This window comes from Pseudomonas thivervalensis (genome assembly GCF_001269655.1).
In the GTDB taxonomy this organism is placed as follows: Bacteria; Pseudomonadota; Gammaproteobacteria; order Pseudomonadales; family Pseudomonadaceae; genus Aquipseudomonas; species Aquipseudomonas thivervalensis.
Window position 1 is genome coordinate 337738 of record NZ_LHVE01000006.1, and the last position, 18179, is coordinate 355916.

The 18179-nt window shown below is 61.7% G+C and carries 18 protein-coding genes; 7 read left to right on the top strand and 11 right to left on the bottom strand.

All coding sequences use genetic code 11. From position 1 onward, the window contains the following. Positions 1-11 precede the first annotated feature (11 nt). The 5 genes from AD659_RS07400 to AD659_RS07420 are packed head-to-tail and all read right to left on the bottom strand — an operon-like array spanning position 12 to position 3875. Positions 12-842, bottom strand: a complete 831-nt coding sequence (locus tag AD659_RS07400) for a DUF2797 domain-containing protein (RefSeq protein ID WP_053119780.1) — start codon at positions 840-842, stop codon at positions 12-14. After that, the gene (locus AD659_RS07405; RefSeq protein WP_053119782.1) at positions 839-1099 is read right to left on the bottom strand and encodes a YeaC family protein; all 261 of its coding nucleotides are present in this window, start codon (positions 1097-1099) and stop codon (positions 839-841) included. The genes AD659_RS07400 and AD659_RS07405 overlap by 4 nt, the downstream gene beginning before the upstream one ends. A gap of 45 nt (positions 1100-1144) precedes the next feature. Beyond that, complete coding sequence (locus AD659_RS07410; RefSeq protein ID WP_053119784.1) at positions 1145-2017, bottom strand: rhomboid family intramembrane serine protease; 873 nt, start codon at positions 2015-2017, stop codon at positions 1145-1147. Further along, complete coding sequence (locus tag AD659_RS07415) at positions 2014-2988, bottom strand: metallophosphoesterase (RefSeq protein ID WP_172681736.1); 975 nt, start codon at positions 2986-2988, stop codon at positions 2014-2016. The genes AD659_RS07410 and AD659_RS07415 overlap by 4 nt, the downstream gene beginning before the upstream one ends. Then, on the bottom strand, positions 2985-3875 hold the full coding sequence (locus AD659_RS07420; protein ID WP_030142621.1) for an NAD(+) kinase: 891 nt from the start codon (positions 3873-3875) through the stop codon (positions 2985-2987). Before AD659_RS07420 ends, AD659_RS07415 begins: the two co-directional genes overlap by 4 nt. A gap of 105 nt (positions 3876-3980) precedes the next feature. On the opposite strand from AD659_RS07420, the gene AD659_RS07425 reads away from it, so the two are divergent. Further along, entirely contained in the window at positions 3981-4937 is a 957-nt protein-coding gene (locus AD659_RS07425; protein WP_053119788.1) for a DUF1853 family protein, read from the top strand. A gap of 110 nt (positions 4938-5047) precedes the next feature. On the opposite strand, the gene AD659_RS07430 is transcribed toward AD659_RS07425, so the two are convergent. Further along, a complete protein-coding gene (locus tag AD659_RS07430) occupies positions 5048-6331 on the bottom strand; it encodes an arsenic transporter (RefSeq protein WP_053119791.1) in 1284 nt (427 codons plus the stop codon). A 326-nt stretch (positions 6332-6657) separates the two neighbouring features. Continuing rightward, entirely contained in the window at positions 6658-7215 is a 558-nt protein-coding gene (locus tag AD659_RS07435) for an NADPH-dependent FMN reductase (protein WP_053119793.1), read from the bottom strand. Positions 7216-7400: 185 nt separating this feature from the next. On the opposite strand from AD659_RS07435, the gene AD659_RS07440 reads away from it, so the two are divergent. Both AD659_RS07440 and AD659_RS07445 read left to right on the top strand, forming a co-directional pair. Further along, complete coding sequence (locus tag AD659_RS07440) at positions 7401-7652, top strand: hypothetical protein (protein ID WP_053119795.1); 252 nt, start codon at positions 7401-7403, stop codon at positions 7650-7652. Between the two features lie 87 nt (positions 7653-7739). Continuing rightward, positions 7740-8633: a LysR family transcriptional regulator gene (locus AD659_RS07445; protein WP_053119797.1), complete on the top strand. Its 894-nt coding sequence runs from the start codon at positions 7740-7742 to the stop codon at positions 8631-8633. Here the strand turns inward: AD659_RS07445 and AD659_RS07450 are convergent. The 4 genes from AD659_RS07450 to AD659_RS07465 all read right to left on the bottom strand — a co-directional run bounded on the left by AD659_RS07450 (position 8599) and on the right by AD659_RS07465 (position 11818). Continuing rightward, positions 8599-9213: a GNAT family N-acetyltransferase gene (locus AD659_RS07450; RefSeq protein WP_053119799.1), complete on the bottom strand. Its 615-nt coding sequence runs from the start codon at positions 9211-9213 to the stop codon at positions 8599-8601. The two genes, AD659_RS07445 and AD659_RS07450, sit on opposite strands and share 35 nt — an antisense overlap. A gap of 328 nt (positions 9214-9541) precedes the next feature. Continuing rightward, complete coding sequence (gene dnaQ / locus AD659_RS07455; protein ID WP_053119801.1) at positions 9542-10303, bottom strand: DNA polymerase III subunit epsilon; 762 nt, start codon at positions 10301-10303, stop codon at positions 9542-9544. 215 nt (positions 10304-10518) lie between these two features. Then, positions 10519-10971, bottom strand: a complete 453-nt coding sequence (gene rnhA, locus AD659_RS07460; RefSeq protein ID WP_053119803.1) for a ribonuclease HI — start codon at positions 10969-10971, stop codon at positions 10519-10521. Between the two features lie 88 nt (positions 10972-11059). After that, positions 11060-11818 carry a class I SAM-dependent methyltransferase gene (locus tag AD659_RS07465; protein WP_053119806.1) on the bottom strand — a complete coding sequence of 253 codons (759 nt, stop codon included), beginning with the start codon at positions 11816-11818 and terminating at the stop codon, positions 11060-11062. Between the two features lie 65 nt (positions 11819-11883). Between AD659_RS07465 and gloB the strand changes: the two genes are divergently transcribed. From gloB to AD659_RS07485, 4 genes are all read left to right on the top strand, one after another. Next, a complete protein-coding gene (gene gloB / locus AD659_RS07470; protein ID WP_053119808.1) occupies positions 11884-12651 on the top strand; it encodes a hydroxyacylglutathione hydrolase in 768 nt (255 codons plus the stop codon). A 99-nt stretch (positions 12652-12750) separates the two neighbouring features. After that, positions 12751-14199, top strand: coding sequence for a transglycosylase SLT domain-containing protein (locus AD659_RS07475; protein WP_053119810.1), 1449 nt, complete (start codon positions 12751-12753; stop codon positions 14197-14199). A gap of 296 nt (positions 14200-14495) precedes the next feature. Then, a complete protein-coding gene (locus AD659_RS07480; protein WP_053119812.1) occupies positions 14496-16328 on the top strand; it encodes an extracellular solute-binding protein in 1833 nt (610 codons plus the stop codon). After that, on the top strand, positions 16325-18178 hold the full coding sequence (locus AD659_RS07485; RefSeq protein ID WP_053119814.1) for an extracellular solute-binding protein: 1854 nt from the start codon (positions 16325-16327) through the stop codon (positions 18176-18178). Before AD659_RS07480 ends, AD659_RS07485 begins: the two co-directional genes overlap by 4 nt. The last annotated feature ends 1 nt before the right edge of the window (position 18179 follow it).

An 18179-nucleotide genomic window follows, 5' to 3' on the forward strand; every position in this document is an offset into this window, starting at 1 on the left:
GTCGAATCCTTCTACTGATGCACGGCGAGCTGGTAGGCCGTGTATTTACGAATGTTGATCACGCCGGTGTCGAAAATCAGGTATTGGCCCTTGATCCCCAGCAGCGTGCCTTCGGCGATCGGGTTCTTGTCCAGGTTGAAGCTGACGATCTTGGCCGGGTATTGCTCCACCGGATAACGGATCTCGAGGGGTTCGACGTCCGCTATGGTCTGGATCGCCTGCAGGCCGAATCGTTCCTGCAAGCCCTGCAATCCCTCGGCGCAGCTGTCGAACAGCGCGTCGCGGATCGCCGGCAGGTCCACTGCCACCGCATCGCCCTTGAGCAAGGCGCGCCAGTTGGTCTTGTCCGCCACCTGGCTGCGGAACAGGTCTTCGACAAACCCCGACTGCTGGCGGGTGGCGACCCGCAGGATCGGCAGCGCCTGGCTGGCGCCCTGGTCCAGCCAGCGGGTCGGCAGTTGCGTGGCACGGGTGATGCCGACTTTCACGCCCGAGGAGTTGGCCAGGTAGACCACATGATCGGTCATGCAGAACTGCTCGCCCCAGGCCGGATCACGGCAGGTGCCCGCGTCGAAATGGCAACGCTCGGGGCTCATGATGCACAGGTCGCACTGGGCCAGCTTGGTCATGCACGGGTAGCAATAACCCTGGCTGAAGCTGGTCTTGGTCCGGCGTCCGCAATGGGTGCAGTGGATCGCACCGAGGTATTCCAGGCGAATCGTGCTGCCGATCAACGGGTTGACCGGCACCTCGACCTCACCCAGGCGAAAGGCATATTGAACGGTCGGCCCGTCAAGGCGCGCCGACATCTTGCTGATTGCACCGCGGCCAATCTCGATCAATGGATGGCGTCCGACTTGAACAGGATATTCGGCACTTCGGTGGCTTTCGACTGGCATTCCTGCGGGCCCATGTAGCCGGTGCGTTCGTCTTCGGGCAGGTTCTGGATTTCCCAGGCGATCATCGCCTGCAGCGACAGCTCGCGCTGCTCGGCGGTGAGCTTGTTGCCATCGGCCCATTTGCCGATTTCCACCGCCAGTTTCAGGCTCCGGTAGATGTCGGGGGTGATGTTGTTGATCATTTCGTTGAAGGAAGACATGGGTTCTCCGCGCAATCGCGCATTCTCAAAAGGCACAGGCGCCAGTCAAAGGGCCATTTTACGGCGAGCGAACAGCCCGCCCAACAACCCGGTGAAGCAGCCGACGAGCAGCCCGCCAACGTGGGCCGCATTGGCGATTTCGCCGAAACCGATCAGCGAAACCAGCCCGGACAGGCACAGCAGCAACCACACCAGCATCATCACCAGCACCCCACGGGGCAAGTGATAAGCCGGGTTCGGTGCGAGCAGTTGGTAGATCCAGCAATGGCCCAGCAGGCCATACAACACCCCAGACAACCCGCCGAACAGCGTCGGGCCGCTGAAAAAGTACTGGGCGAAATTGGAGACAAGGCTGAACAGCAGCGTCAACCCCAACAGGTTGATGCCACCCTGGCGCGCTTCGATCCGCCGCCCCAGCTCCCAATACCACATGCCGTTCATGGCGATGTGCAGGAAACCGAAGTGAATCAGCATCGGTGTCACCAGGCGCCACCACTGCCCCGCCGCCAGGCTGTCGGCCAAGGGCGTGAACTGGATGTACTCGCCAACGACGCGAAACTCGAGGAAGGTCAGCCAGCGCAGGGTTTCAAGATTGTCCCCCAGGAGGGTGACGGCGCTGACGATCAGGCTCAGCAACAGCACCAGGGCGGTTACCGGACTGCGGGTCAGTTGCTGGACGAACCCCGCTCGCCGGGACGTGCTGCCGGTGTCCGGCAGTTCCAGTTGCTGATCGGGATCGCCGGCGGGAAAGCGCGCATACAACGAACGCACGTCTTCACTGATTTCATCCGGCACCCAGAGCACCTGCTCGCCCGCCTCTTCGCTGACGCGATGGGGCACTTGCATGCGTTGCAGCAGCTTGACGAAACCACTCAGGTCCACCGCCAGGGGCAGGCGCAGAACCGCGACAGCACTCATTGCACCACCTCCGGCCGCTCGACATCGACCCAGACGAACTTGTGCGGGTCCAGGCGGGTTTCCTGGTCGAGGCGATAGGCGACCAGCTTGCCGTAGAGCACCGCGCTGTAGTCCAGGCAGGCCAGGTTCGGGCGGATCGGCGCGGGTTTGCCGCTGCGCCAATAGTGGCCGACGAACAACAGCGGCTCATCGACGCCATAACGCAGCAGGTTGTTTTTTTCATCCGGCGACAGCGGCGTGCGGGCCACCGGCTCCGGCAAGGCGTCAGGCTGGAACACGATGTCGCCGTAGGTCTGCGGGTTGTCTTCCCAGAACTTGGTGCGGAAAAACGAACGGGTCAGGCCATCGCCACCGGTCAGCGTCAGGCCGTGGGGCAGGCGCATGTCCGTGCCACGCAGCAAGCGATCGAACACCGTGCAGGCAAAACTGCCCGTTTGCGCCGAGGCCTGGAGGAAATGCTCGTCGACGCAACCGTCCGGGAACAAACCACGCAGCGGCTCGATCAGGCCGGCATCCCAACAGGCATGCACGACCCGGAAACGGCCAGCATCGACGAACAGAGGCAGTTCATAGAACCACTTGAGGAAGTCATGCCAGTCGCCGGGATGCTGCTCGAACTGGGTCAGGGTCTCGTTGAGCAGGCGAGCATGGCGCGGCGTGTGTTCGCGTACGTAGCGCTGGCCGCTGCCCGGCAATGCCGGTGTGCTCCAGCCCAGGGCGTTGAACTCGTGGTTGCCCATGATGCACAGCGCCTGGCCGGCCACGACCATGTCATGGACGATGTGCAGCGCCTCGCGAATCCGCGGGCCACGGTCGATGATGTCCCCCAGGAACACGGCCATGCGCGACGGATGCCGCCAGACCCCGCCCTGCTTGTGGTAACCGAGTCGGTCCAGCAGGTGTTCCAGGGTCAGGGCGCATCCGTGCACGTCACCGATCAAATCGTAACTGCGCGCAGGATCGAGCATCAGTCGCCTCCACCCCCCAACCGACTGCCCCAGCCGAGCTTGGTCCGGCAGACTTCGTAGTAATTGTGATCCAGCGGGTGGATCAGGCGCAGCTTCTGCGCTTTTTTGCTGACGGTGATGGTGTCACCCGGCGCGCAGGTGAAATGGTTCTGGCCATCACAGGACACTTGCGGGTAGATCTGCATATCCTTGGACACGACGATTTTCAGCTCACTGTTGCCATCGACCACAATCGGTCGCCCAGACAAGGTATGGGGGTACATGGGCACAATCACAATAGCGTCGAGCTTGGGATGCATGATCGGGCCGCCGGCTGACAGCGCGTAGGCCGTGGAACCGGTGGGCGTGGCGACGATCAGGCCGTCGGCCTTCTGGCTGCAGACGAATTGGCCGTCGATGTACAGCTCGAATTCGATCATCCGAGTGGACTTGCCAGGGTGCAGCACCACGTCGTTGAGGGCATCGCCCTGGCCAATGGCCTCGGCATGACGGCGGACCTCGGCTTGCAGCAGGAAGCGGTTTTCCACCAGGTAGTGGCCGTCCAGCACTTCGGCGACCTTGACCTCCAGCTCGTCAGGGCGGATATCGGTGAGGAACCCCAGGCTGCCGCGGTTGATCCCCAGCACCGGGATATTGTGCCGCGCCAGCGCCCGGGCGGCGCCCAGCAGGCTGCCGTCGCCGCCGACCACGATGACCATGTCACAGACCTCGCCGAGCATCTTGCGCGACGACGTCTGCAGGCCGTGGCCCGGCAGCACTTCGGCGATGGTATCTTCGAGGATCACATGCAGGTGCCGCTCCAGGAGGAAACGTTTGAGACGGCGAACGGTGTCCAACACCTGCGAACTGCCCAGGCGACCGATGATGCCGATATTGCGAAATTGCTCCATGAGGCTCCTGCGAAGGTCTGCGGCGGGCGAAAAACACGATTATGGGCGAAAGCGCGCCGTAGACAAAATCCTTTAAGCCTTCAGCGCAACGGCTATGCTCGCAAGATGATCCTGTTCCCTGAATTGCTGGACCTGCCCCGTCGCCTGCGCCATCCCGAAGTGCGCGATCTCGCGTGGGCGATCATCGCCCCGCCAATGCTCATCGACACGCCCTGGCCCCAGCGCCATCCCCTGGCCGGCAGTGACTGGGTGCAGGAGCCCGCTCGGCTGGAGCACTGGCTGCGGCAACTGGACCGCGACAGCTACCCATTGCTGCACTGCCTGTCCCAAGGGCGAACCCGACGTTTGGGCCTGTATTACGAAAGGCTGTGGCAGTTTGCCGTGCAGCATGCCCCGGGCATCGAATTGATCGCCGCGAACCTGCCGATCCGGCGCGAAGGGCATACCCTGGGCGAACTGGACCTGCTGCTGCGTGATCGCGACGGTATTCATCACCTGGAACTGGCCATCAAGTTGTACCTCGGGCCCCAGCATGGAAACGGACTGGATGCCGCGCAATGGCTGGGTCCGGGTTGCCATGACCGGCTCGACCGCAAGCTGGCGCATCTGCGCGAACACCAACTGCCGATCTCGGCCCGCCCGGAAAGTCGCGAGGCCCTGGCGGCGCTGGGGATCGAATCGTTTCGCTCACACCTGTGGCTCGGCGGCTACCTGCTCTATCCCTGGCCGGGCGAGGCCGAACCGCCGAGCGGCGCGCACCCCAGGCACTTGCGTGGCCGTTGGTTGCACCAGCGGGATTGGCACGGTTTCATCGCCCAACGTCCGCCGGGTCGCTGGCAACCCCTGCCCCGCGCTGCCTGGCTGGCCCCGGCGCATTATCCGGCCGAACAAACCTGGAGCACCGCGCAACTGGACGCCTGGCGAATGGCCCTGGATCCCATGGCGCCGGCGCAGTTGATGGTACGCCTGAACGAAAACGCCGAGGGCGAGTGGGAAGAAGCCGAGCGGGTGTTCCTAGTGGCGGATCTTTGGCCGAATGTGCCGGGTAATGGTAATGCTTAATAGATTGGCGTACGCCCTGTAGGAGCTGGCGAAGCCTGCGATCTCTTGATCTTTCGCTTGCGATTCAAGTGTCGGAGGAAAGATCGCAGCCTCGCTTCGCTCGGCAGCTCCTACAGGGACAACCGCACAGCCAAAGCCGCCAACGTCACCAGCAACACCGGCACCGTCAGCACGATCCCGACCTTGAAGTAATACCCCCAACCGATCCGGATATCCTTGCGCGCCAGCACGTGCAGCCACAGCAAGGTCGCCAGGCTGCCGATCGGGGTGATTTTCGGGCCCAGGTCGCTGCCGATGACGTTGGCGTAGATCATCGCCTCCTTCACCACGCCAGTGGCCTGGCTGGCGTCGATGGACAAGGCACCGATCAGCACCGTCGGCAAATTGTTCATGACCGACGACAGCAACGCCGTCAGCACGCCGGTGCCCATGGCCGCGCCCCACACACCATAGGCGGCGAAACCGTCGAGCCACTGGGCCAGGTAACCGGTCAGCCCGGCGTTACGCAAGCCATAGACCACCAGGTACATGCCGAGGGAGAAAATCACGATCTGCCAGGGCGCTTCCTTCATCGCCTTGCGGGTGGAAATCTTGTGGCCGTAGGCCGCGACAGCCAGCAGCAACGCAGCACAAACCGCCGAAATCGCACTGATGGGGATCCCCAGCGGCTCCAGGGCAAAGCAGCCCAGCAGCAGGATCACCAGCACCACCCAACCGGCGTAAAACGTTGCCTTGTCGTGGATCGCCGTCGCCGGATCGTCCAGTTGTCCGGGGTCGTAGTCGCGCGGGATGTCACGACGAAAAACCCACATCAGGATCGCCAGACTGGCCGCCACGCTGATCAGGTTCACCGGCACCATGACCGCCGCATAGCGATTGAAACCAATGCCGAAGAAGTCCGCCGAGACGATGTTCACCAGGTTCGACACCACCAGAGGCAAGCTCGCGGTGTCGGCAATGAAGCCGGCCCCCATCACGAACGCAAGCGTCGCCGCCGGGGAGAAACGCAACGCCAGCAGCATCGAAATCACGATGGGTGTCAGGATCAGCGCCGCCCCGTCATTGGCAAACAAGGCCGACACCAGTGCTCCCAGCAGCACCATGAAGGCAAACAGCTTGCGCCCGCTGCCCTTTCCCCAACGGGCCACATGCAGGGCCGCCCAGGCGAAGAACCCGGCCTCGTCCAACAGCAGGCTGATGATGATCAGCGCGACAAACGTCCCGGTGGCGTTCCAGATGATCTGCCAGACCAGCGCAACGTCACCGACCTGCACCACCCCGCTCGCCAAGGCCAGCAGCGCACCCAACGTCGCGCTCCAACCCACGCCCAGCCCCTTGGGCTGCCAGATCACCAGCGTAATGGTCAGCAGGAAAATCAACGACGCGACGAGCATGCGTAACAACCTGGAAAGAGAACGTTAAAGACAGGAATCACCAGCAGTGCAATGCACAGGCGAGTGTTGTCGGCGAGCGCCTTGAAGACATCGACAGGGCTTGGGTAGTCAGGCACAGCGAAGGACATCCCGGATGAGCGAACGGCGAAGGTATGGAATTCAGGCAATGCAGTAAAGCAGCGATTGCAGGCGCAAATATAGCGTGGCGAGGGAGCTTGCTCCCGCTGGACTGCGCAGCAGGCCCAGGTTTTGTGCTGCGGCCAGATTTCGGGGCCGCTTCGCGACCCAGCGGGAGCAAGCTCCCTCGCCACAGAGCCTGCGCGGGTTCAGATTTTCTTGTGCTGCTCGACCCACTTGCCATAGGCATCGATGAATTTCTGCAGGAAGGGTCGTACCGAATCCGACAGGTTGCCCGCCTCGTCAAACGCCGTCCCGGCGCCGCTCAGGTAGGCTTCCGGTTGCTGCATGCAGGGCACGTCAAGGAACACCAGCGACTGGCGCAGATGATGATTGGCACCAAAGCCACCGATGGCGCCCGGCGAAGCGCTGATCACCGCGCCCGGTTTGCCGCTCAAGCAGCTTTGGCCGTAGGGACGCGAACCGACGTCAATGGCATTCTTCAGCGGTGCCGGCACCGAACGGTTGTACTCCGGCGTGACGAACAACAAGGCATCGGCCGCGCCCACCTGCTGACGGAATGTGGTGTAGGCTGCCGGCGGCGTGACGTCGATGTCTTCGTTATAAAGTGGCAACTCGCCGATCTCGATGATATTCAGCTTGAGGTTGGCGGGCGCCAGATCAGCCAGTGCCAGCGCGACCTTGCGGTTGATCGATGCCTTGCGCAGGCTGCCCACCAAAACGGCCACTGTGTAGACATTACTCATGAGAGGCTTCTCGACTGTCGGCTCAAAGGAGCCTGTAGTTATAGATGATCGGCGGGACAATTGGACCAGCGGAGTGACAAAAACCGGCCGGCTGGACTATTTTTTTCATGTAGGAAAACTTACCGCGCTTGACCAGGGTCTACAGAACCGCAAATCGAGTGATCTATTTCCAGAGGTTCTAAGCAATGGCAGCAGTACTTGTCGGACAATTTCATGCGCGGGACGCCGAAGGTCGCGTCTATTCGGTGCATGAGTTCCAGGAATCGGAGCCGTCGCCGGACGGTAGCGGCAAGGATGTCGTCACTTATAAATTGGCCATCGGGGATCGCGTCAGCAAACTCGACGAGGACAGATTTATCCTGGTTCAGTCTGGCATTGAGCTCAAACGCGAAGCCGCACCGTCAATCAGTGAACCCGAAACGCAAATAGCGCTGTAACCAGTAGGTTATGAGCAGAAGTCATGCCCGGACTTGGGTTAGGATTCAGCCACTCAATGGCTCACCCGCCGAACATGGACTTCTTGCATGCGTTTACGCCACATCGAAGTGATCCAGGCGCTGCTGCAGACCGGCCACCTCGGCACGGCGGCCGAATGGCTGCAACTGCCGGTGGCGGAGGTCGAGGCGATCCTGCGCGATGCAGAGGCCCAACTGGGCTTCATGCTGTTTGCCAGCGTGCGCGGGCGCTTGCAGGCCACCCGGGAAACCCTTGAATTGCGCGACGGCATCACGCGGGTGTACGACACCCTCGAACCGGTGCAGCGCCTGGCCAGCAGCCTGAAACACCATCAGGCACCGCCCTTGCGCATTATCTGCACCCCGCCGCTGGCCCAGCAATTGCTGCCCCAGAGCATCGCCGCCTTGCGGCGTCGCCATCCAGATGCGCCGTGCACCCTGCTCAGCCAACCGACCCGCGACATCGTCCACAGCCTGCTGTTGCGCGAAAGCGATCTGGGATTGAGCTTGCACGACCCTGAACATCCCGACATCCATTGCCAGATGATCGCCCAAGGCAAACTGCAATTGCTCGCACCCCACGGCTGGCTGCAACCGCGGCAAAAATACATTTCGCTCCAGGACCTGGCGGGTCAGCCGTTAGTCGGCCTGGACGGCCATGACCCGCTGAGCCCTGCGTTCGAACATAAACTGGCGGCGCTGCGTCCGGCGCCGATGATCCAGATCCGCGTCCAGACCCACCAGATGATGCGTGCCATGGTCGAGGCCGGCGAAGGCCTTGCCATCGTCGACCCTTTCACCGCGTCAGGCGCCAAGGGCGGCGGCCTGGACGTCTGCCCGGTATCGCCCGCCATCGCGATTGGCCTCTATGCCTTGAGCCTCAACGGCGCGCCCTCTTCACCCGCCCTTCAATCGTTGCTGGAACGGGTTACGGAACAAGCCGAGGCGTTGTTGAGCCACTGATCGACATGCCCAGTGGGTCGTCGAACAGCCGGTACCAGAACAACGCGACTTCGGCGGTATGCCGGTCAATGCCGCGATAGCGCAGGTGATCGATACCGCCAAGCACGTAACCGCGACGCTCATAGAGCCGGCAGGCGCCCAGATTGTTGTTCTGGGTCTCGAGCATGATGCCCGGCAATTTTTTCTTGCGACTCCAGAACTGGGCGACATCGAGCAACGCCTTGGCCACCCCGTGGCGACGGGCCGGAGCGTGCACCGCCAACTCGTCGATATGGGCATAGCCGTTCCAGTTGGTACTGACCACCAGATGCCCTACGGGCTGATCATCGAGATAGGCCATGAATATCTCGCTGTCCGGAGCGTTGCGGAAACTGCTGAACTCTTCGGGATCGATGCCATAGCACTTGCGATAGGGGACAATCGGCGTCACCGGCCATTGACTGACAGGCCGGCCGATCTGCGCCGTCGCGTACTCGCTGACTTCGAAGCTGAAGTCACTGCCCCAGATATAGGCGGCAAAGCCGTCATCAACGACTCGCACCGACAACCCGGGGTGCTTGGGATTCATGACCGGTTGCATACTGGGAAAGGTCCTCATTCCTTGAGACAACCAACGGCGCGGTGCCATCCATTGCCCTTGTCTTTCAAATCTTCAAACATCAAGCGGGATCCGTAGCCTGCCCGTTCCCTCAGGGTAGAAGGTCGTGGCGATTGTGGCGAGAAATGGACGATGGATTCAGTGGCTCAATCAAGGCTGGCTGAATCAATGTGGCGAGGGAGCTTGCTCCCGCTTGAGTGCGAGGCGCTCACCAAAAGGGGCTGCTACGCAGCCCAGCGGGAGCAAGCTCCCTCGCCACAGGTTCTTTACCTACCTTTGAATGAACAGCATGGCCCTTTGCAGGGCTTCATCAGTGCGTGGCGGCCTGCGATTCGATCAGTTGCGTCCACAATGCCGGAGCACCCGCAGACTTGGCGATGGCTTCCAGACGCGCGGCATGTTCGGCCAGGTCGCTTTCGCTGGCGCGGATGATCCGCGAGGGCTGGCGGTCAGCGGGCAAACGGCGGATTTCCGTGGCCTGGTTGCCGGAACCTTCGCCCGTACCGTTGCCGTCCGAGGCGTTGCCGGCCAGGGACAGGCTGGTCTGGCCGCCGGTCATGGTCAGGTAGACGTCGGCCAGGATCTCGGAGTCGAGCAAGGCGCCGTGCAGTTCACGGCCGGAGTTATCGACGCCGTAGCGCTTGCACAAGGCATCGAGGCTGTTGCGCTGACCAGGGTGGCGTTCCCGAGCCATCATCAGGGTATCGAGGATGGTGCAATGCTGGGTGATGTCGGCCCGGTCGTGCTGGCCCATCAGGGCGAATTCGTTGTTGATGAACCCCACGTCGAACGCCGCGTTGTGGATGATCAACTGCGCGCCCTGGATGAATTCGAAGAACTCGTCGGCCACTTCGGCGAAACGCGGCTTGCCCACCAGGAACTCGTTGGTAATGCCGTGGACGCCGATAGCGCCCTCGTCACTTTCGCGGTCCGGTTGCAGGTAAACGTGGAAATGGCGACCGGTCAGGCGCCGGCCAATCAGCTCGACACAACCGATTTCAATAATCCGGTGACCATCGGTCACCGGCATGCCGGTGGTTTCGGTATCCAGTACTACAGATCTGTTGGCCATCAGTGTTCAGCTCTCAACGGGCAGTCTTGCAAAAGCGCGGATCTTAGCACGCTATTAAGTCGGATTAGCCTGGGACCGCTTTTGTGGCGAGGGAGCTTGCTCCCGCTCGGTTGCGCAGCGACCGCCGAAAGAGGCCTGCTTCGCAGTCCAGCGGGAGCAAGCTCCCTCGCCACAGGTGTGAATTCATGCCTTCCGACAGGGGACACCCAGCCAGATCAAGCCTGCTTATAGCCCCGCACCTCATCCACCCCGCGATTGGCCAACTGGTCGGCCCGTTCGTTGCCGTGGTGGCCGATGTGGCCGCGCACCCATTTCCAGGTGACGTTGTGGCGACTGACCTGCTCGTCCAGCAACTTCCAGAGATCGGCGTTTTTCACCGGTTCCTTCGCCGCCGTCTTCCAGCCGCGTTTCTTCCAGTTGGCCATCCACTCGTTGATGCCTTTCATCACGTACTGCGAGTCAGTCACCAGCAGCACCTCGCAAGGCCGCTTGAGCTCTTCCAGGCCACGGATGGCGCCCATCAGTTCCATGCGATTGTTGGTGGTATTGGCTTCGCCGCCCCAGAGCTCCTTCTCCACGCCCTTGCACACCAGCAACGCGCCCCAGCCGCCGGGGCCGGGGTTGCCCTTGCAGGCGCCATCAGTGAAGAGTTCTACGCTATCGCTCATGCCAATCTATCCAGAAAAAATGCAAAGGCCCGCCCATCGGGCCCGGCAACACCCGCAGCCCAATGCCGGCAAGCACCATCAGAAAAGGTTACGGTTCGATGTGGCGACGATTGACCTTGGCCATTGGCAAGGGAATCAGCTTGCCCATCGGCTCGCGTCGCGCCTGGCGCACCGGGCGCAGCCCGACCGCGATCTTGCGCGCCACCAGCAGGTAGAAACCGCCGCCGGACAGCTGCCAGTCGCCGGCCTTGCGCTCCCAGCCGGCCAGGCGAGCCTGCCACTTGGGTGACGCAAGCGGCGGACGATAGCACCCGAAGCGGCGTTTCTCCAGCGCAAAGCCCAGCAGGTTGAGCCAGTCGCCGACCCTCGAGGCCGAGATGCAGCGGGCCTGGCGCAAGGCATCGTGGGCAAATACATGGCGCAACCCCCAGGTGCTCCAGGGGTTGATGCCGATGATCAACAGATGCCCGCCGGGGCGCACGCTGCTGGCGGCCTCGCGCAGCAAACCGTGGGGCGACAGGCAGAAATCCAGGCCATGCTGCATGACCACCACGTCGGCGGCATGCTCGCTCAGCGGCCAGGCCTGCTCTTCGCAGACGATTTCCACCCCGGGCAACGGCGCCCCCAGGCGTACGTTGCGCTGGACCTGCGGTGCCGACGGCGGCGTTTGCGCCGAAGGCCCGTAGTGCACCAGATAACCGCCGAAGAACCGGCCCAACTCGTCTTCGAGCATGCGCCGTTCTTCTTCCAGCAAAAATTGCCCGACAGGGCCGGACAGCCATTCACGGGCGGCGCTGATCAACGCCAGCCAGTCAGGATCAGCCTGAGCGAACGCTTCATCGGTCATTGCATTCTCCAACGCGTCAGGAAGTTCTAAGATGCGCCTTTGTTTTCCGCTTGGCGAATTCCACGATGATACAGATCAGTGCTCTTCCTGCGTTCACCGATAACTACATCTGGTTGTTACAGGATCACTCCACCCAGCGCTGCGCCGTGGTCGACCCGGGTGACGCCGCGCCGGTGCAGGCCTGGCTCGAGGCCCATCCGGACTGGGTCCTGAGCGATATCCTGATCACCCATCATCACCATGATCATGTCGGCGGCGTCCAGGCGCTGAAGAATGCGACGAACGCCACCGTTTACGGCCCGGCCAGCGAAAACATCCCGGCTCGGGACCATGCCCTGAATGATAACGACAAGGTCAACGTACTTGGCTGGGACTTCGATATCCATGCCGTGCCTGGCCATACGCTGGGGCACATCGCCTACTACCACCATGGCCTGCTCTTCTGCGGCGACACCCTGTTCGCCGCCGGTTGCGGCCGACTCTTCGAAGGCACGCCTGAGCAAATGCACCATTCCCTGGGTCGCCTCGCCGCCTTGCCTGAAGATACGCTGGTCTACTGCACCCATGAATATACGCTCAGCAACCTGAAGTTCGCGGCCGCCGTGGAGCCAGGCAACCCGGACATCGCTGCCCGCCTGGAAAAAGTCAGCCGGCAACGCGACGAAGGGATCATGACGCTACCCTCGACCCTGGCCCTGGAAAAGCTCACCAATCCATTCCTGCGCACCGCTGAAACATCCGTTAAACAAAAAGCAGACGAACGGAACGGCCAGCGAAACCAGACGCCGAGTGAGGTTTTTGCGGCCTTGAGGGCTTGGAAAGATAAGTTCTAAGGCAGCTATCGATTGATACAAAAATTCTGAAAGGTTGACCTGTTGGGGTGCGCTTCCTAGAATCGGCCGACATTTTTGCCCGGAACTTACTTCCAGCCAATGTCGTCATCTATACGCAGGTCCGTCCAGTCAGACACATTGACCCGCTTGGCTCAAGCCATCGCGGTGGCTGTGTCCGCCACCCTGGCGGGCTGCCAGAGCACGAGCCAGTTGCCGCAGACCGACGCGGCGCACACCCCGAATATCGCCGCTCGCGCCAAACAGAAGCCGGTATGGCTCACTGAGAAACCCAGCCCCCAAGTGCCCCAGGACGTCTGGGAGCGCATGCGCCAGGGCTTCCAACTGCAGGAAACGGCTGGCGTCAACCCGCGCATCGAGCAACAGCGCCTGTGGTTCGCCAGCAACCCGTCCTTCCTGGAAAACGCCGGTGAGCGTGGCAGCCTGTACATCCATTACATCGTCGAACGCCTCGAAGAGCGCAATATGCCGCTGGAGCTGGCGCTGCTGCCGGTGATCGAGAGTGCCTACAACCCCATGGCCTATTCCCGGGCCAACGCGGTGGGCCTGTGGCAATTCATCCCGTCCACGGGGCGTTACTTCAACCTGCGCCAGACCCGCTTCTATGACGGGCGTCGCGACATCACCGCTTCCACCACGGCCGCCATGGACTACCTGACGCGCCTGCACGACATGTTCAACGGCGACTGGTTGCTGGCGCTGGCGGCGTACAACGCCGGTGAAGGCACGGTCAGCCGCGCCATCGAGCGCAATGAGAAGCTTGGCCTGCCCACCGATTACTGGAACCTGCCGCTGCCCAGCGAGACCCAGGCCTATGTGCCGAAGCTGCTGGCGCTGTCCCAGGTGGTGCTCGCGCCCGATGCCTATGGCGTGAACCTCAACCCGATCGCCAACGAGCCCTATTTCCAGGTCGTCGAGATCAACCAGCGCATGGACCTGTCCAAGGTCGCGGCAGTGGCCAACATCGACGAGGACGAGCTGTTCCAGCTCAACCCGGCCTTCAAGCAGCGCACCACCATCGACGGCCCCCAGCACCTGTTGGTGCCGACGTCCAAGGCCCAGTTGCTGTCCGCCAGCCTGTCGACCATGCGCCCGGACGAGCTGATCAGCCAGCGCTCGCTCAAGCCGGTCTTTGAATCAGCCGACGACAGCGAAGTGGAAGGCGCCAGGCGCACCTACCGCGTCAAGCGTGGCGACAATCTGGCCCAGATCGCCAAGGCCAACAAGGTCCAGACCAAGGACCTGCAGCGCTGGAACAAACTCAGCGGCAACAAGCTCAAGGTTGGCCAGACCCTGGTGATGCAGGACGTCAAGGCCAGCAAAGCCACCGGCAAGCGCATCAGCACCGTGGTGGCCGCAAACAGCAAGGACCAGAAGAAGCAGACCCAGTACAAGGTCAAGCAAGGCGATTCGTTGTATGTCGTCGCCAAGCGCTTCAACGTGGAAATGCAGCACCTCAAGCGTTGGAACCCGCGGATGGGCAAGGCGCTCAAGCCTGGACAGATGCTGACGGTCTATTCCCCGCACTAAGCCCATCAATGGCCGAAGGGCGGTTTGTGCCTGAGAAGCTTTTGTGGCGAGGGAGCTTGCTCCCGCTGGGCTGCGCAGCAGACCCGAATCAGGCACCTCGGTGTGACAGATGGATTAAGTCATGGCTTTTGGGGTTGCTTCGCAACCCGGCGGGAGCAAGCTCCCTCGCCACAAAAGCTTTCTCGCTTCGGCTTCGAGTAATCTGAGACGCTTTGGCCCACCGCCTTTTTCCTGCCGATACAAGCTGTTACTGTACAGGCCATAAAAGCCCAAGCCGCCTGGATCGAATCTCAGACTTGATACGTCCCCTCCTCCTGCTCCTGATCAGCCTGGCCTTGAGCTCTCCCGCCAGCGCAACCATCAGCGAAAGCCATGGCTATGCGCAGTTCGGCACGCTCAAGTACCCCGCCAGGTTCACCCACTTCGACTGGGTCAACCCGCAAGCGCCCAAGGGCGGAGTCTTGCGGGTCATGGCATTCGGCACCTTCGATACGCTCAATCCCTACACATTCAAGGGCAGCAGCCCGGTTTCCACCCCCAATTTCCTGCAATACGGCATCAATGAGCTGAACGAACCGCTGATGGTCGGCACGGGCCAATACGCACCGTCCGGTGATGAACCGACGTCGAGTTACGGCCTGATCGCCCAATCGGTGGAATACAGCGAGGACCGCAGCTGGGTGGTGTTCAACCTGCGTCCCGAAGCACGATTTCACGATGGCGTGCCCATCACCGCCTATGACGTGGCGTTCTCCTACCGGACGCTGCTCAAGGACGGCCACCCGCAATACCGTACCAATCTGCAGGAAGTGCTGCGGGTCGACATTCTCAATCCACTCAAAATCCGCTTTGTCTTCAAGCGCGCGGGCAATCCGTTGCTGATCCTGCGCCTGGGTGAACTGCCGGTGTTGCCCCAGCATTATTGGAAAGGCCGCGACTTCAAGGCGACGACCTTCGAGCCGCCCCTGGGCAGCGGGCCGTATCGCATCACCAAAGTGCAGCCAGGTCGCCAACTGGTGTTCGAACGGGTCAAGGACTACTGGGGCAAGGATCTGCCGGTCAATCGCGGCAAGTACAACTACGACCGCATGGACGTGGAGTTCTACCGTGACAGCGAAGTCGCTTTCGAAGCCTTCAAGGCCGGCGAGTTCGACATCTACATCGAACACCAGGCCAAGAACTGGGCCAACGGCTATCAATTCCCGGCGGTCAACCGCGGCGACGTGATCAAGGCGCAAATCCCCCACCAGATCCCGACCCAGACCCAGGGCCTGTTCATGAACACCCGGCGCGGCACGTTCGCCGAGGTCAAGGTGCGTGAAGCCCTGGGGCTGATGTTCGATTTCGAGTGGACCAACCGCACACTCTTCAGCGGCGCCTACAAGCGTACCCTCAGCTACTACCCCAACAGCGAATTCTCTGCCACCGGCCTGCCGGTGGGCCATGAATGGTTGCTGCTCAAGCCGTACCGCGAACAATTGCCGCCCACACTGCTCACAGAACCTTTCAGCTTGCCCAAGACCGACGGTCGCGGCATCCCCCGGGAAACCCTGCGCAAAGCCCTCGGGCTGTTGAAGGAAGCCGGTTGGAGCCTCAACGGCCAGCGCCTGCTGAACGCCGACAGCCAGCCCCTGAGTTTCGAAATCCTGCTGGTGAACCCGAACCTGGAGCGTATCCTCCAACCCTACGTCGAAAACCTCGCCAGCATCGGTATCCAGGCTCGGCTGCGCACGGTGGACCGCGCCCAGTACAAACAACGCCTGGACCAGTTCGACTTCGACATGATCCTGCTCACCTTGGGCCAGACCCTCAGCCCTGGCTTGGAGCAATGGCAGTACTTCCATTCCAGCCAGGTCGGGATCAAGGGTAGCAAGAACTACGCCGGGATCGCCAACCCGGTGGTCGACCATCTGCTGGAAAAACTCCTCGCCGCCCAGACCCGCGACGAACAGGTCGCCGCCGGCAAGGCCCTGGATCGCGTGCTGTTGTGGCAGCATTACTGCATTCCCAACTGGTATCTCAATTATCATCGCCTGGCGTACCGCAACCGGTTCGCCTTTGTCACCACGCCGCCCTACACCCTGGGCCTGAGCGCATGGTGGCTGAAATCTTCGGAGAAAGATCAATGACGCCTCTACGCGCCCTGCTCCTGCAGGCCAGCAGCCTGTTATTCGCCGGGCTGGCCTGTGCCGCACCGCAGCATGCCGTGACCTTGTACAACGAGCCGCCGAAATACCCGGCCAACTTCAAGCACTTCGACTACGTCAACCCGGACGCACCCAAAGGCGGCATCTTCCGCCAGGGCGGCTTTGGCGGCTTCGACAGCCTCAACCCGTTCATCAGCAAAGGCGTGCCGGCCGATGACATCGGCCTGATCTACGACACACTGGCCAAGCAGGGCCTGGACGAACCCTTCACCGAATATGGCCTGATCGCCGAAAAAATCGAGAAAGCCCCGGACAACGCCTGGGTGCGCTTCTACCTGCGCCCCGACGCCCGTTTCAACGACGGCCATCCGGTACGCGCCGAAGACGTGGTCTTCAGCTTCCAGACCCTGACCAAGGACGGCGCGCCGATGTTTCGCGGCTATTACAACGATGTCGCCGAGGTTATCGCCGAAGACCCGCTCAAAGTCCTGTTCAAGTTCAAGCATACGAATAATCGCGAACTGCCGCTGATCCTCGGCCAACTGCCGATACTGCCGAAGCACTGGTGGGCCGAGCGCGACTTCAACAAGGGCAACCTGGAAATCCCCCTGGGCAGCGGTCCCTACAAAGTCGCCGAAGTGAAGGCCGGGCGTTCGATCCGCTATGAGCGGGTGAAGGATTATTGGGGCAAGGACCTGCCGGTCAACCGCGGTTTCTATAATTTCGACGTGCTGGTCACCGACTACTACCGCGACAACACCGTCGCGGTCGAGGCTTTGAAAGCCGGGCAGTTCGATTACTGGCTGGAAATGACCGCCAAGAACTGGGCCAACGCCTACAACATCCCAGCCGTGACCGAAGGCCGGCTCATCAAGGAACAGATCCCCAACGGCAATCCTACCGGCATGCAGGGTTTTATCTACAATCTGCGCCGCCCGGTCTTCCAGGATGTACGGGTGCGCAAGGCCCTGAGCCTGCTATTTGACTTCGAATGGACCAACAAGCAACTGTTCAACGGGGCCTACGCGCGTACCCGCAGCTATTTCGAGAATTCGGAAATGGCCGCCACCGGTCTGCCCGGCGAAGACGAGTTGAAGATTCTCGCCCCCTTGCGCGGCAAGATTCCCGAGCAGGTCTTCACTGAAGCTTTCCAGGCTCCGATCTGCGACGGCAGCGGGATGATTCGCGACCAGCAGCGCAAGGCCTATCAATTGCTGCAAGAAGCCGGCTGGCGCATCGTTGACGACAAGATGGTCGACGCCCAGGGCAAACCGGTAGTGCTGGAGTTCCTGCTGGCCCAGACCGAGTTCGAGCGGATCCTGCTGCCGTTCAAGCGCAACCTGAGCGATCTGGGCATTGACCTGATTATTCGCCGGGTGGACGTGTCCCAGTTCGTCAACCGCGTGCGTTCCCGGGACTTCGACCTGGTAGTGGGCAGTTTCCCGCAATCCAGTTCGCCAGGTAATGAACAGCGCGAGTTCTGGATGTCCGCCGCCGCCGACAAGCCCGGCAGCCGTAACACCATGGGCCTGAAGGACCCGGCGGTCGACCAGTTGGTGGAACAACTGATCAACGCCGATTCGCGCAAGAGCCTGGTGGCCCATGCCCGGGCATTGGACCGGGTGTTGCAGTGGGGCTACTACGTGATTCCCAACTGGCATATCAAAAGCTGGCGCGTCGCCTATTGGAACCACATCGGTCATCCGAAAATCACGCCGGCCTATGACATCGGCACCACCACCTGGTGGGTCAAGCCGGGGGTCAAGCCGGCCGATGAAGTAGAGAAGCAGGTCATCGAGCAGCAAATCGCCGCCCCTGCGAGCGTGGAGTAAC

Excerpts from the sequence above, each read along its gene's own strand:
- AD659_RS07410 (WP_053119784.1), bottom strand. The coding sequence starts at position 2,017 with ATGAGTGCTGTCGCGGTTCTGCGCCTGCCCCTGGCGGTGGACCTGAGT.
- AD659_RS07420 (WP_030142621.1), bottom strand. The coding sequence starts at position 3,875 with ATGGAGCAATTTCGCAATATCGGCATCATCGGTCGCCTGGGCAGTTCG.
- AD659_RS07450 (WP_053119799.1), bottom strand. The coding sequence starts at position 9,213 with ATGCAACCGGTCATGAATCCCAAGCACCCCGGGTTGTCGGTGCGAGTC.
- AD659_RS07465 (WP_053119806.1), bottom strand. The coding sequence starts at position 11,818 with ATGACCGATGAAGCGTTCGCTCAGGCTGATCCTGACTGGCTGGCGTTG.
- rnhA (WP_053119803.1), bottom strand. The coding sequence starts at position 10,971 with ATGAGCGATAGCGTAGAACTCTTCACTGATGGCGCCTGCAAGGGCAAC.
- AD659_RS07440 (WP_053119795.1), top strand. The coding sequence starts at position 7,401 with ATGGCAGCAGTACTTGTCGGACAATTTCATGCGCGGGACGCCGAAGGT.
- AD659_RS07485 (WP_053119814.1), top strand. The coding sequence starts at position 16,325 with ATGACGCCTCTACGCGCCCTGCTCCTGCAGGCCAGCAGCCTGTTATTC.
- AD659_RS07445 (WP_053119797.1), top strand. The coding sequence starts at position 7,740 with ATGCGTTTACGCCACATCGAAGTGATCCAGGCGCTGCTGCAGACCGGC.
- AD659_RS07425 (WP_053119788.1), top strand. The coding sequence starts at position 3,981 with ATGATCCTGTTCCCTGAATTGCTGGACCTGCCCCGTCGCCTGCGCCAT.
- AD659_RS07435 (WP_053119793.1), bottom strand. The coding sequence starts at position 7,215 with ATGAGTAATGTCTACACAGTGGCCGTTTTGGTGGGCAGCCTGCGCAAG.
- AD659_RS07475 (WP_053119810.1), top strand. The coding sequence starts at position 12,751 with ATGTCGTCATCTATACGCAGGTCCGTCCAGTCAGACACATTGACCCGC.
- AD659_RS07405 (WP_053119782.1), bottom strand. The coding sequence starts at position 1,099 with ATGTCTTCCTTCAACGAAATGATCAACAACATCACCCCCGACATCTAC.
- gloB (WP_053119808.1), top strand. The coding sequence starts at position 11,884 with ATGATACAGATCAGTGCTCTTCCTGCGTTCACCGATAACTACATCTGG.
- dnaQ (WP_053119801.1), bottom strand. The coding sequence starts at position 10,303 with ATGGCCAACAGATCTGTAGTACTGGATACCGAAACCACCGGCATGCCG.
- AD659_RS07430 (WP_053119791.1), bottom strand. The coding sequence starts at position 6,331 with ATGCTCGTCGCGTCGTTGATTTTCCTGCTGACCATTACGCTGGTGATC.